The 12,536-nt window shown below is 69.3% G+C and carries 13 protein-coding genes; 11 read left to right on the forward strand and 2 right to left on the reverse strand.

Annotation, left to right across the window (positions count from 1 at the left end; genetic code table 11):
- Window positions 1-3 precede the first annotated feature (3 nt).
- Both R3E98_19545 and R3E98_19550 read left to right on the forward strand, forming a co-directional pair.
- Entirely contained in the window at window positions 4-2,046 is a 2,043-nt protein-coding gene (locus R3E98_19545) for a TonB-dependent receptor (protein MEZ4425599.1), read from the forward strand.
- A 173-nt stretch (window positions 2,047-2,219) separates the two neighbouring features.
- On the forward strand, window positions 2,220-2,717 hold the full coding sequence (locus R3E98_19550; protein ID MEZ4425600.1) for a DinB family protein: 498 nt from the start codon (window positions 2,220-2,222) through the stop codon (window positions 2,715-2,717).
- Between the two features lie 85 nt (window positions 2,718-2,802).
- Here the strand turns inward: R3E98_19550 and R3E98_19555 are convergent, their stop codons facing one another.
- Complete coding sequence (locus R3E98_19555) at window positions 2,803-4,056, reverse strand: hypothetical protein (protein MEZ4425601.1); 1,254 nt, start codon at window positions 4,054-4,056, stop codon at window positions 2,803-2,805.
- Between the two features lie 248 nt (window positions 4,057-4,304).
- Between R3E98_19555 and R3E98_19560 the strand changes: the two genes are divergently transcribed.
- Window positions 4,305-4,667 (forward strand): cupin domain-containing protein, encoded by a 363-nt coding sequence (locus R3E98_19560; protein ID MEZ4425602.1) that lies wholly within the window; start codon window positions 4,305-4,307, stop codon window positions 4,665-4,667.
- A gap of 43 nt (window positions 4,668-4,710) precedes the next feature.
- Here the strand turns inward: R3E98_19560 and R3E98_19565 are convergent, their stop codons facing one another.
- Window positions 4,711-7,353 (reverse strand): DUF5916 domain-containing protein, encoded by a 2,643-nt coding sequence (locus tag R3E98_19565; GenBank protein ID MEZ4425603.1) that lies wholly within the window; start codon window positions 7,351-7,353, stop codon window positions 4,711-4,713.
- A 397-nt stretch (window positions 7,354-7,750) separates the two neighbouring features.
- Between R3E98_19565 and R3E98_19570 the strand changes: the two genes are divergently transcribed.
- From R3E98_19570 to R3E98_19605, 8 genes are all read left to right on the forward strand, one after another.
- Entirely contained in the window at window positions 7,751-8,017 is a 267-nt protein-coding gene (locus R3E98_19570; GenBank protein ID MEZ4425604.1) for a hypothetical protein, read from the forward strand.
- A 22-nt stretch (window positions 8,018-8,039) separates the two neighbouring features.
- On the forward strand, window positions 8,040-8,675 hold the full coding sequence (locus R3E98_19575; protein ID MEZ4425605.1) for a c-type cytochrome: 636 nt from the start codon (window positions 8,040-8,042) through the stop codon (window positions 8,673-8,675).
- A gap of 14 nt (window positions 8,676-8,689) precedes the next feature.
- A complete protein-coding gene (locus R3E98_19580) occupies window positions 8,690-8,872 on the forward strand; it encodes a hypothetical protein (protein ID MEZ4425606.1) in 183 nt (60 codons plus the stop codon).
- A gap of 13 nt (window positions 8,873-8,885) precedes the next feature.
- On the forward strand, window positions 8,886-9,563 hold the full coding sequence (locus R3E98_19585; protein ID MEZ4425607.1) for a cytochrome C oxidase subunit II: 678 nt from the start codon (window positions 8,886-8,888) through the stop codon (window positions 9,561-9,563).
- Window positions 9,564-9,582: 19 nt separating this feature from the next.
- Entirely contained in the window at window positions 9,583-11,295 is a 1,713-nt protein-coding gene (locus tag R3E98_19590; protein ID MEZ4425608.1) for a cbb3-type cytochrome c oxidase subunit I, read from the forward strand.
- Window positions 11,296-11,307: 12 nt separating this feature from the next.
- Window positions 11,308-11,877, forward strand: coding sequence for a cytochrome c oxidase subunit 3 (locus R3E98_19595; GenBank protein ID MEZ4425609.1), 570 nt, complete (start codon window positions 11,308-11,310; stop codon window positions 11,875-11,877).
- A 6-nt stretch (window positions 11,878-11,883) separates the two neighbouring features.
- Window positions 11,884-12,246, forward strand: a complete 363-nt coding sequence (locus R3E98_19600; GenBank protein ID MEZ4425610.1) for a cytochrome C oxidase subunit IV family protein — start codon at window positions 11,884-11,886, stop codon at window positions 12,244-12,246.
- A gap of 71 nt (window positions 12,247-12,317) precedes the next feature.
- On the forward strand, window positions 12,318-12,536 hold a 219-nt coding region (locus R3E98_19605; GenBank protein ID MEZ4425611.1), incomplete at its 3' end, for a hypothetical protein.

Here is a 12,536-nt window from a genome sequence, read left to right on the forward strand (position 1 = left end):
CTCTTGCTCCGCTCCAGCCCCGTGCTCCTCGCCGCGGCCCTCGTGTTCGGGCCCACAGTGCTGACGGCCCAGGCCCGGCCCGACAGCACCCGGGCGGACACCACGGTCTACCGTCTGGGGGAGCTGCGCGTGGTCGCCACGCGCCCGGTCACGACGGTCGGGGGGGCCAGCGCCTACGAGATCGAGATGGATTCCATGTCGCTGGCCGTGGCGCCCACGGTGGAGGACGTGCTGCGCGAGCTGCCGAGCGTGCACGTGCGCACGAACTCCCGGGGCGAAGCGGAGATCTCGGTCCGGGGCTCGGAGTCCCGGCAGGTGGCGGTGCTGCTGGACGGCGTCCCGCTCACGCTGAGCTGGGACGCACGCACGGACGTGTCGGTGCTGCCCGCGGGCGCCACACAGGAGATCAGCTTCATCCGCGGCCTCTCCTCCATGCTCTACGGCCCCAACGTGCTGGGCGGCGTGGTGCAGATGAACGTGGCTCGGGGCAGCCGCTTCCCCACCCGCTCCTCGCTCGAGTTCAGCGCGGGCGTCGACGAGGTGGGCGGATACGGCACGTCCGTCCATGGCAGCAAGCCCTTCGAGACGGACGGCGGGCAGTGGCTGTTCCGCGCGGGCGGGGGGCTGCGCGACACACCGGGCGCCACCCTCCCGGACGGCGTGAGCGAGCCCGTATCCACGAATGACGCGCTCCGCCTGAACACCGACGTGAACGAGCTGAGCGGCTTCGCCGCGCTGCGCTTCCAGGGAGACGGGGGCCGTTGGCTCTCCTTCTCCGGTTCCGGCTTCCGCGCCGAGCGTGGCATCGCGGGCGAGCTGGACGCCGAGCAGCCTCGCTTGTGGCGCTACCCGCACATCGATCGGACCATCATGGCGCTCTCCGGCGGCACGGGTCATCGGGACACGCCGTGGGGCACCGGCGATCTCGAGGCGAGCGTCGGACTGGACATGGGCAGGACGGAGATCGACTCGTACACGACCCGCGCCTACGACGAGATCGACGGGACCGAGATCGGTGAGGCGCGCACGACGACGCTGCGCCTCGTCGGGGATCACACGCTCGGTGCCCGCGGTGACCTCAACGCGGCGTTCACGTTCGCGGACATCCACCATGACGCCACGACCGACGGCGATCTGCTGGAGTACCAGCAGCAGCTGCTGTCGCTCGGAGCCGAGACCGTCTGGCGTCTGCTCGATACGCCGGACGCCACGATCGAGTCCCTGCGCCTGAGCGTGGGCGGAGCGTACGACCGTGGGACGACGCCGAAGACCGGTGGGCTGCCTTCGCTCGGCACCCTGGACGACTGGGGCGCGCGCGCGGGGCTGTCCGCCGTGGTCAACGACGGCGGCACCATCGTCCACGTGGGCGCGAGCCGACGGGGTCGCTTCCCCGCGCTGCGCGAGGTCTATTCGGAGTCGCTCAATCGCTTCCAGCCCAATCCCGACCTGCACCCCGAACGGCTCGTGGCGCTCGAAGGCGGCGTCACCAGCCGGCTGGGCGACGGCGACGTGCAGGTCGTGGGGTTCCACCACCGGCTGAGCGATGCCATCCGGCGCATCACGCTACCGGGTGGGCTACGGATGCGCGTCAACGCGGATCGCCTGGAGAGCACCGGAGCCGAGCTCCTGCTCAATCAATCGTTCGGCCGGTTGACGGTGGGCGGGAACGTCACGGTCCAGTCGGTACAGCTCATCGACACGGCCAGCGTCTCCACCGAGCCGGAGAACCTGCCCGAGGTCGCCGGCAGCATGTTCGCGCGCTTCCCGCTCGCCGCCGGCGTGTCGGCGATGACCGAGGTGCGCTACATGGGCAACCAGTTCTGCCAGCACCCGGACACGGGGGCCGACGTGGAGCTGGACGGGGGCGCCTGGTTCAACGCCGACGTCGGCCGCACCTGGTCGCTCCCGGCGGGCGCGGGCGGCGGTCTGGTCAGCCGGCTCGAGACCCGCGTCTCGGTCGACAACCTGACCGACACCGCCCTCTACGATCAGTGCGGGCTGCCCCGACCGGGCCGGCTGCTGCGCTTCCAGGTGCGCCTCTTCTAGCACCCTCCGTTGATCGGATCCCCCATGCAGCGATCGAGGCATGCGTGGGGGACGTCCGTCCGCCCGCCGCGTACGCCGCCCCGGTCGCAGCGTCCGCGCGTGGGATCGTCCCCGCCTCGCCGGGGTCCCCTGCGTCTCCTGCGTGTATCCACTCCCACCGAAGGAACCGTTCGATGATCGCTGAGTCCATCCTGCCCGAGTTCGACCACGAGTTCGCCCAGTTGCGCCGCGTCCTGGAGCGGGTGCCCGAAGGCAAGGGGGAGTTCGCACCCCACGAGAAGTCGATGCCGATGGCGAGGCTGGCCGGCCACCTGGCCGAGCTGCCGGACTGGACCGGCGTGACCATCCTCACGGACGAGATGGACTTCGCGGTCGCGGACTACACGCCCTACATCATGGAATCGCGGGAGGACCTGCTGAAGCGCTTCGACGACAGCCTGGCCAAGGCCCGCGAGGTCCTGGCGAACGCCAGCGACGAGCAACTCATGGGCACCTGGACCATGCGCCAGGGCGAGCAGGTCTATTTCGCGCTGCCCAAGGTGGCGGTGCTGCGGAGCTTCGTGCTCAACCACATGATCCACCACCGCGCCCAGCTCGGCGTCTACCTGCGGATGAACGACGTGCCGCTGCCCGGCATGTATGGACCCTCGGCGGACGATCCCGGCATGTGAGTCCACGGCCGCCCCGCCGCGGCCCACGGTGCAGGACCTCGAACGCGGAGCCCCGGTGCGGGTGCTCCGCGTTCGTGCTCCCGGATCAGGGCAGGCGCGCCAGGACCTGCTGCAGCAGGAGATCCAGGGCGGCGGCCTCTCCACTCGTGATCCGCTTCGCCGCGGCGGTCTGCGCCGCATGCAACGCCACCCGGGCGTCGGCGCTACGGTCGAGCGGGGGGAGGTCGCCCGCGTCCTGGCGCTCGAGCAGATGGCGATAGGCGAACGCGACCGCGTCGTACGTCCAGTGCGCGGGCGCGTACGTGGCTGCCTGCCGTACGTCGAGGTAGGGATCGACCAACGCGGGGGCGCGTTCGACCATCGCCTTGAGTGCGTGCACGGTGGCATGGCGGTAGAGGCCCAGCCGCTGGAGCCCGGAGGCGAGATAGACACTGGCGTGGCGGCCGGGATCGAACGACCAGGCCATCCACATCCACGCCGTCCAGTTCTCGACGCCGTTCTCGAACGCCTGGTCGCGGATCAGAGCCAGGCGCACGGCCTGACCGACGTCCCACCAGGCGTCGTGCACGGTGCGGTGCAGCGCGACGTCGGATCCCTGCCGGAGCATGTGCTGCGCCCCCAGCGTGGCGATCCAGCGCCGCGTCTCGAAGCACTCCACGGGCCGGAGGCGCTCCAAGGGGACCGTCACGCACGGGGCGTCCGGGTTGTCGGTGGCACGCTCCGCGGTCCGGAGCCGTCCCACCGCGGTGGCGAGCCTCGCGCTCGTGGGATCGGCGTAGTAGGCCTCGAGGGCGGTGCGGGCCCATCCATCCCGGTAGTCGAGCACGCTCACGGTGAGCGGCGTCTCGGGCATCCAGTCCAGGTTGCTGCCTTCCTCGGACCAGGGTCCAAAGGGCACGGCCACCGCGACGCGGCGCAGGTCGAGCGCGCGGAGCCGCGGGGTCGTCATGCCCGCGGGCCACCCGTCGGAGCCGAAGAGCCGCTCGGCGAACTCGACGTCTCCCGCCACCGGATCCTCCCCCGGTTGGAAGAGCCTGGAGCCGCGACTCGTCGGCTGCACGGAGAGCGAGCGGACGTGCGCCACGATGTCACGGGCCGTGGCCGGCAGCACGTGCGCGACCGCGCGGCGTTGGATGACGCTGTCCGGGAAGGAGAAGCGCGCCAGGTCGATGCCGTCCCGGGATGCGTGGCAACCCGCGCAGGTCGCCTCGAAGGCGGCCCTGCCCAGCACCGGATCGCCCGACAGGGGAGTCTCGAGCCCGACCGTCTGCACCTGGTCGCACCCGGTGACCACGAGGAGGGTGAGCACGGAGAGGCAGACACGCGCAGGAATTCCCATACGACCTCCTGCCGGTGCTCCACCGTTCGTGCGCGGGCACCGGTTCCGATCCGACATCCGTCTCCTCCGGGGGAGACGTCCGACCCCGCGGGCAAGGTACACGCTGGAGCCTCCGCGCACGACGGGAGCGGGGGCGGCGTGAGGGCCGCCAGGGCCGGACTGGCGGGGGCTCGCCGTCCTGGGGAGATTGGACGGGTCAGGATGGGCCGCAGCCGGCCCTCGCTCCACCCGCAGGGACAGGACGACCCATGAGCCACAAGCACGTTCGCGACATTCCCGCCCAGACCGTGAAGGCGGGCACCGGCGCCCAGATGCAGGTGCTGATCGGGAGCGATCAGGGTCCCCACTTCGCCATGCGCCGGTTCGTGATGGATCCGGGGGGTGGGATGCCGCTGCACACCAACGCCGTCGAGCACGAGCAGTACGTCCTGGGCGGACGCGGCCGCGTGACCATCGGCGACCAGGTGGTCGAGGTCACCCGCGACGACGTGCTGTACATCCCGGCGGGAGTGCCTCACTCCTACGATTCGCTGGGTCCGGAGCCCTTCGAGTTCATCTGCGTGGTGCCCAACCAACCGGATCGGATCGAGCTGGTCGAGCCGGCCTGCTGACGTCCCAGGGGCCGGGGGCGCGGGCCATCGCCCGCGGCCGACGTCACGATCCCAGCCAGTAGTTCGCCTTGATCAGGAACACGTTGCGCCCGAGGTCCGTCCAGGCGCGGCCCAGATCGGACCACGGCTCGAGGGTGGGGTCGGTGCTGCGATCCGAGCGGTTCTGGCTCCACACCAGGAAGAGCGTGGAGCCCGGCCGGTACTCCCAGCGCACCACCAGGTTGCCGCGCAGGGAGCGCACCCGGAAGTCGGGATCGGCGAACGCGAGGGCGGGCGCGGGCCCGGGCCCATCGGCGTCGGCGGAGTAGCGACCGCTCCCCTCGTCGAAGCGGAGCGTGGACCCTTCGCTTCCGTACGGCAGGAAGTCGTAGCTCGCGGGCCGACGCAGGGCGCGGAAGGCCTCGTAGTCCCCGTTCGACACGAAGGGCTGCGCATAGAGCTGGACCGTGAGCGCGGGCGTGAGCGCGAGATCCACGCGCAGCGTGGCCTCCAGGCTCTCCCGCTCCAGGCCCGCGAACAGGTAGCGCGCGCCGAAGGTCGCGCTCGCCGCGGCATCCGCGGCCTGTGTCACGTAGAAGGCGTCGTCCTCGCTCCTGCGATAGGCCGCCGCCACGCTCCAGCTCCACCAGCCGCTCCCCCGCCCCGCGAGCGACGGCGTCAGCGCCACCGACCACGATCCGACCTCGGACTCCGTCCAGGTGGCGCGCAACCCGCCCGACACGCCGCGGCGGTCGTCGCTCGACACCCCGCCGGAGACGAACCAACCCGCCGGCTGCACCATGCGCGGCCCACCTCGGGTCTCGCGCGTGCTCAGCGCCTCCAGGTCGCGGCGGAGCGCGAGGTCGAAGCTGCGGAAGCCCTGCGTCTGCCCGCTCAGATCCACGCGCACGTTCGTACCGGTGCGGGTCCCGCCGAAGTCCCAGAACGAGAAGGCCTGCCCGCTGACGCGCAACGAACGGAACGTGGCGCTCGGGCTCAGCCAGCGGCGCCTCAGCAGCCCGAACAGGACGTGGCGGTCGGCCTGGTTCTGGAATCCGGCGTCATTGAGCTCGAATCCGGGCGAGAGCGATTGGCCGTTCAGGCTGTAGATCCAATCCCCCGCCTCCTTCACCAACTCCAGCTCGGCGCCCCAGCCGCCGAGCGCGGTGGACTCCGGGTCGAGCTCGAGATGGTCCTGATCCGGGCGCTGGAAGAACCGGGCGGACGAACGCTGCGCCCGCAGGATGGCGGCGGCGGGCCCGCGCACGTGCGAGGCGCCCACCCAGCCGCGCAGCGCGTGGGCGCGGTTGCCCCAGCGGCGCACGAAGTCGATGCCACCGGTGACGGCACCGTCCCGCAGGACGTCGAACGCCGGGCCGCCCTGCTCGCGCAGGCTGTTCGTCACGATGAGGCCCACCTCGCTGCCGCTCGCGTTGAAGTCCCGGCGGACCCGCACCACGGACAGGTTCGTGCGCGGCTCGACCGGTACCTCGACGACGGGGCCACCGGGGCTCTCGATCACACGCGCGTGCTCGCGGTCCGTGGTGGCGTTCAGGACGCCCACGGTCCATCCGGACGGCGTGCGCCCCGACACCTTGGCGGCACCGAGGATCGTGGAGGCGGACGGCGCGTCGACGAACAGGCCGGAGGCACCCAGGCTCGGCGCGCGCCCGACGCGGCGCGTGTAGAAGAAGCGCATGCTGCTCAGACCGCCGAAGTCGAAGGCACTCGCGCCCTCGACGAAGAACGGGCGGCGCTCCTCGAAGAACTGCTCGAAGGCGCTGAGGTTCACTACCGCCGGGTCCGCCTCCACCTGCCCGAAGTCGGGATTGAAGGTGGCGTCGAGCGTGAGCGATCCCGTCAGCCCGTACTTCAGGTCCAGCCCGCCGGACAGGCCGTAGACGCTCCCGTCGTCGAACGGGCTCGTCGGATCGGCGCGCGCATCGAAGGAGCCGCTGGCCACCGTGTAGGGAAGGATCTCCAGCCGGTCGGGTGCTTCGAGCCCCAGGAGGCCCTCGAGATGGCCGAAGCGGGACGCGAACCCGGGCTCGGTGGGGGGCGTCCAGGCCCAATCGACCACTTCCCCCGCTGCGACGATGTCGCGCCGGAACTGGACGCCCCAGACGGGAGCGGCCCCACCTCCCGCGAAGCGGAGCTGCGTGAACGGGATCCGGATCTCGGCCGTCCACCCCGCGGAGTCGACCCGGGTGGCGGCCTCCCACACCGGATCCCAGGTCATGTCCATCCCGCTCTCGCTGTCGTTGGGCGCGATCAGGTCGTTGCGCCCTCCCGCCGGTGTGACCCCGAACACGTACGCCGTGCGGTGGTCGTGCTGCGAATCGAGCATGACCAGGAACTGGTCGTTGAACAGCCCGAAGGAGTCGCGCCGCCCGCGGAGCCGCGAGACGGTGCCCCCGTCGCGCGCGGAGAGCCGCGCGCCCACGTACAGCGCCTCGCGCGTGAAGGTGACGCGCACTTCGGTGTGTTCGCTCGCCGGCGCTCCGTCTCCGGGCCGGGTGCGTCGGAATCCGTCCATCACCGGGGCTTCCCGCCATGCGGGGTCGTCGAGGTGCCCGTCCACCCGTGGTGCCACGGCGGCGGGCACCGCCCGCGCGACCGGCGGCGTCCGTCCGTGCCCGGCCGTGTCCGGCGCGAGCGAGGGAGCAGCGGCCTGGACGCTCATCCACAGCAGCAGGAGCGGCTTCACGCGGCCACCGGGCCCGCGGTGCGAGGGCCAGTCCGTGTCACCTGTGCTTTACGCATGTTGTCGTCCAGTTCGCGGGCACTGCGCGGCATGGCCCTGGCCTGCCGCGTGCATGCGTCGGTCCCACGCGCCAGGCTCCTCCGCCGAGTCCAGAAGGAACCACGGGGGTCGGGGCAGCCGCAACCGGGACGCGCATCGGCCGCGGCCTCCGCCGGTCCGCGCCTGTCCCGAGCACTGGCGGATCGCCAGAAAGCGCGCCGTTCGGCGACTTCCGGGGACCGGTCATTGCGCCGGGAGCGAGACCTCCCGAGAATGGGCGCGTTTTCGTATTTTGTGGGGCTTTCAGGCCGTCGGAGCGATCGGCCTTTCCAGGCCTCGGACGGCAGGAGAACGCGCAGGGATGGTCGACCAGGAGCTCCTCGGGATCCTCGTATGTCCGGAGAGCCGTCAGCCCGTGCGTGAAGCGGAGCCCGGCCTTCTCGAGCGCGTCAACGCCGCCATCGCGGCCGGAACCGTGACCACGCGCGGCGGGGAGCGTCCCCAGGGCCCGATCCAGGGAGGGCTCCTCCGCGAAGACGGGACCCTGCTGTACCCCGTGCGGGACGACATCCCGATCATGCTCATCGACGAGGCCATCCCGCTCGAGCGGACCGCCTCGGACGCCTGATCCAACCAATCAAGCCAGGACGATGGACCGAACTCGGATTGTGCGGCTCGGCACGGGGCTGATGGCCCTGCTGGGCACCGTGGCCTGCGGAGCGGCCCCCTCGCAGGGAGTGGCGCGTGGCGAGGCCATCTTCGACACGTGCGTGCCGTGCCACGGCGCGGCCGGGGAAGGCAACCTGGCGCTGGGCGCGCCGGCCATCGCCGGGCTCCCCGAGTATTACGTCGCGGCCCAGCTCCAGAGCTTCCAGGCGAATTGGCGCGGCGCCCACCCGTTCGACACGGTCGGCATCCGCATGAAGTCCATGGTGCAGGCCTTGGATCTCGAGGGGGACCTGGAGTCGGTCGCGCAGTACGTGGCCACGCTCCCCGGAGTGGACCCGGCGACCACGCTCCACGGGGACCCCGAAGCGGGCCGCGCCAGCTACCAGGTCTGCGTCGCCTGCCACGGTCCCGACGGAAAGGGAGTCGAGGCGGTGCGCTCCCCGCCGCTGGTGGGACAGCACGACTGGTACCTCCTGGCCCAGTTCCAGAAGTTCCGCAAAGGCTGGCGCGGCGCCGATCCCCAGGACGCCTTCGGCCAGACGATGCGCCCCAACTCGATGCTGCTCGACGACGAGCAGGTCACCGACGTCATCGCCTACATCCAGACGCTGCAGTAGGAGGCTCGACTCCCATGGCGAACGAAGTCGCGTCCACCGGCGGCCGGATCCCGGTCGAACAGGCGTCCATCAAGGACTCGTACCTCGACATCCCGGACGAGACCAATCCGGCGATCCTCGACGCCCGCAAGACGTTCCTGGCGACAGTGATCGGCGCCGTGCTGTTCATCGGCGCCATCCTCCTGTTCATTCTCTGATCCCGACGGATCCATGATCGAACGACTGATCCTGCAGGCGTCGGACTACGCCGCCTCCATCGATGGGCTGATCCTGCTCATCGCGGTGCTGACCGGCTTCTGGTTCCTGGCGGCCGAGTTCATGTTCTTCTGGCTGATCCTGCGCTTCCGCGCCAAGGACGGCGTGAAGAGCCAGTACATCACGGGCAAGGAGAAGCACCTCAAGCGCTGGATCACCATCCCCCACGCGCTGGTGCTGGTCTGCGACATCTTCATCGTCGCGGGCGCGGTCCGGGTCTGGTACAACATCAAGCAGAACCTCCCCGAGGCCGACGCCACCGTCCGCGTGATCGGACAGCAGTGGGCCTGGGTCTTCCAGCACCCGGGGGCGGACAACGAGCTCGACACCCCGGACGACATCTGGACCACGGACGAGCTGCACGTCCAGAACGACCAGGTCTACCACTACCAGCTGCAGTCGCGGGACGTGCTGCACGACTTCTCCGTCCCCGTCTTCCGTCTCAAGCAGGACGCGGTGCCCGGCCGCACCATCACCGGGTGGTTCCGGCCCACACGGGCAGGGACCTATGACATCCAGTGCGCCGAGATCTGCGGGATCGGCCACGGGGTGATGTTCGGCCGCATCGTGGTCGAAGACGCGAACGAGCATGCCGCTTGGGTCGCCGCCAACACCCCAGTGAACTCGCAGTAGCGGGAAGGAAAGCGAGAGAATGGCTCACGCCGCCGCCACCGAGGTCCACGGGCACGACGCCCACGCCCACGAGCACCACGGGCCCACCGGGATCCTCAAGTACATCTGGTCGACCGACCACAAGATCATCGCCATGCAGTACCTCTTCACCGGCATGGCGATGGGTGTGATCGGCGGCCTGATGGCGTACGTCTTCCGTATGCAGCTGGCCTTCCCGGGGATGCCGGTGCCGGGCTTCGGCACGGTCTCCCCCGGCGAGTACAACGCGCTGGTCACCAACCACGGATCGATCATGATCTTCTGGGTGGCCATGCCGGTGCTGATCGCCGCGTTCGGGAACTACCTGATCCCGCTGATGATCGGCGCGGACGACATGGTGTTCCCGCGCATCAACCGCCTGTCGTACCAGGTGTTCCTGGTCAGCGCCATCCTGCTGCTCCTCTCGCTGGTGGTGGAGGGGGGTGGGTTCGGTGGTGCCTGGACGTCGTATCCGCCGCTGTCGGCCAACGAGACCTACAACCTCACGCCGCTGGGCTCGAGCCTGTGGCTCACGGCCGTCGCGCTGGAGTTCGTGGCCTTCCTGTTGGGCGGGATCAACTTCATCACCACCCTGATGAACTCGCGCGCGCCCGGGATGAAGGCCTACGACATCCCGCTCGTCGTGTGGATGATCGTCATCGCCAGCATCCTGTTCATGCTGTCGGTCGGACCCCTCATCGCCGGCGCGGTGATGCTGCTGTTCGATCAGACCATCGGAACGGGATTCTACGACCCCCTGCGGGGCGGTGACCCGATCCTGTGGCAGCACCTGTTCTGGTTCTTCGGACACCCCGAGGTCTACGTGGTGCTCCTGCCCGCGATCGGGATCGTGATCGAGATCGTGGCCACGTTCGCCCGCAAGAAGCTCTTCGGCTACAAGATCATGCTGTACACGGCGGTCGCGACCGGCGTGTTGAGCTTCTTCGTGTGGGCCCACCACCAGTTCATCGCGGGGATCGACCCCCGGATGGCCAACATCTTCACGGTCACCACGCTCCTCATCTCGGTGCCCATCGCCGAGCTGCTCTTCGTGATGATCGCCACGCTCTACGGCGGCTCCATCACGCTGAACACGCCCATGCTGTGGGCGCTCGCCTTCATCGCCGAGTTCCTCATCGGAGGTGTGACGGGCATCTTCCTGGGCGCGAGCGGCGCGGACGTCTACCTGCACGACACCTACTTCGTGCTGGCACACTTCCACTACACGTTCTTCCCGATCGCCATCATCGGGACGTTCGCCGCGCTGAGTTACTGGTTCCCGAAGATGTTCGGGCGCATGATGAACGACCGCCTCGGCAAGATCCACTTCTGGGGCACCATCATCCCGTTCAACTTCATCTTCATCCCGCTGTTCGTGCTCGGGCTGGGCGGGCAGCACCGCCGGATCTACAACTTCCAGAACTTCCCCGAGCTGGCGGCCATGCAGCCGTTCCGGGTGTTGGCCACGGTGTCGCTGATCATCATGCTGCTCTTCCAGATCGTGTTCTTCTACAACCTCTTCCACAGCATGCGGAAGGGCGAGAAGGCCGGGAAGAACCCCTGGAAGGCCAACACGCTGGAGTGGACCACGGAGTCGCCGCCCCCGCACGGCAACTGGCCGGCGAACGAGATGCCGCGTGTCTACCGGGGCCCGTACGAGTACGCGCACCCGGATCGCGAAGAAGACTACTGGCCGCAGAACCTTCCTGCCTGAGGTCGACGCAACGTGAAGCCCATCGCCACCACCCGTTACGCCACCGGGATCCCCACCGGCCGCCTGGCCATCTGGTGGATCCTGGCCTCCGAGGTCGTCATCTTCGGCGGCCTCATCGCGGCCTATCTGATGTTCCGGCTCGGCCATCCCGAGTGGGCCGAGGCCTCCGCGGTCACCAACATGTGGATCGGGGCGTTCAACACGTTCGTGCTGCTGTCCTCCAGCTTCACGGCCGTGCTGGCCCACCAGGCCGCCGAGCAGGGGGACGGCCCCAAGGCGGCCCGCCTGCTCTCCTTCACCATCCTGGGCGCGCTGATCTTCCTGGGGGTCAAGTCCTTCGAGTGGTACTCCGAGATCAGCCACGGCTACACCATCACGGCCAACGGCTTCTGGAGCTTCTACTACACGGCCGCCGGGCTGCACGCCCTGCACGTGATCGCCGGCGCCGTCATCATGGGCTTCATCGCCCGGGATGCCCGCAAGAACCGTGAGCTGCAGCGCGTCGAGTTGATCGGGATCTACTGGCACTTCGTGGACGTGGTCTGGATCTTCCTGTTCCCCCTGCTGTACATCGCGAAGTAGAGGGTCATGAGCGAACATTCCGAGCACCACATCAACTACACCAGGATCTACATCATCCTCCTGGTGCTCCTGATCGTGTCGATCATCGGACCCGAGATCGGGATCCGGTGGCTGACCCTGATCACCGCCTTCGGAATCGCGCTGGTGAAGGCGAACCTGGTGATCCAGAACTTCATGCACCTGCGCACGGAGCGCCGCATCATGAAGTGGCTGCTCGCCGCGTCGCTGGTGTTGATGTTCCTGATGTTCTTCGCCGTGGCGCCGGACGTCATGCGCCACACCGGCACGAACTGGCAGAACGATGCTGCCCAGGCCGCCATCGAGCGCGGCGTGGGGGGCGGCGAGCACGGGGGTGAGGCGGCACACTAGCCCGCCTCACCCGGCGCCGCCGGAACACCGATTCCGGGCCCGCAGGGCCCGACCCGCAGTGGAGATCCGCAGTGAACGAAGCCACCCTCACGGTGGAACGTCCCGAGCCGCAGCGACGCCCGAAGCTCATCGCGGATGGCGTCATGGGCATGCTGCTGTTCGTCTTCACCGAGGTCATGATGTTCTCGGGGCTGATCTCGGCCCACGTCATCGTGAAGTCCCAGGCCATCGGACAGCTGTGGCCACCGCTGGGGCAGCCGCGTCTCCCGTTCGAGGAGACCGCCATCAAC

This window comes from Gemmatimonadota bacterium, from assembly GCA_041390125.1.
In the GTDB taxonomy this organism is placed as follows: Bacteria; Gemmatimonadota; Gemmatimonadetes; order Longimicrobiales; family Gaopeijiaceae; genus JAGQIF01.

Excerpts from the sequence above, each read along its gene's own strand:
- R3E98_19575 (MEZ4425605.1), top strand. The coding sequence starts at position 8,040 with ATGGACCGAACTCGGATTGTGCGGCTCGGCACGGGGCTGATGGCCCTG.
- R3E98_19570 (MEZ4425604.1), top strand. The coding sequence starts at position 7,751 with ATGGTCGACCAGGAGCTCCTCGGGATCCTCGTATGTCCGGAGAGCCGT.
- R3E98_19585 (MEZ4425607.1), top strand. The coding sequence starts at position 8,886 with ATGATCGAACGACTGATCCTGCAGGCGTCGGACTACGCCGCCTCCATC.
- R3E98_19560 (MEZ4425602.1), top strand. The coding sequence starts at position 4,305 with ATGAGCCACAAGCACGTTCGCGACATTCCCGCCCAGACCGTGAAGGCG.
- R3E98_19600 (MEZ4425610.1), top strand. The coding sequence starts at position 11,884 with ATGAGCGAACATTCCGAGCACCACATCAACTACACCAGGATCTACATC.
- R3E98_19580 (MEZ4425606.1), top strand. The coding sequence starts at position 8,690 with ATGGCGAACGAAGTCGCGTCCACCGGCGGCCGGATCCCGGTCGAACAG.
- R3E98_19550 (MEZ4425600.1), top strand. The coding sequence starts at position 2,220 with ATGATCGCTGAGTCCATCCTGCCCGAGTTCGACCACGAGTTCGCCCAG.
- R3E98_19590 (MEZ4425608.1), top strand. The coding sequence starts at position 9,583 with ATGGCTCACGCCGCCGCCACCGAGGTCCACGGGCACGACGCCCACGCC.
- R3E98_19555 (MEZ4425601.1), bottom strand. The coding sequence starts at position 4,056 with ATGGGAATTCCTGCGCGTGTCTGCCTCTCCGTGCTCACCCTCCTCGTG.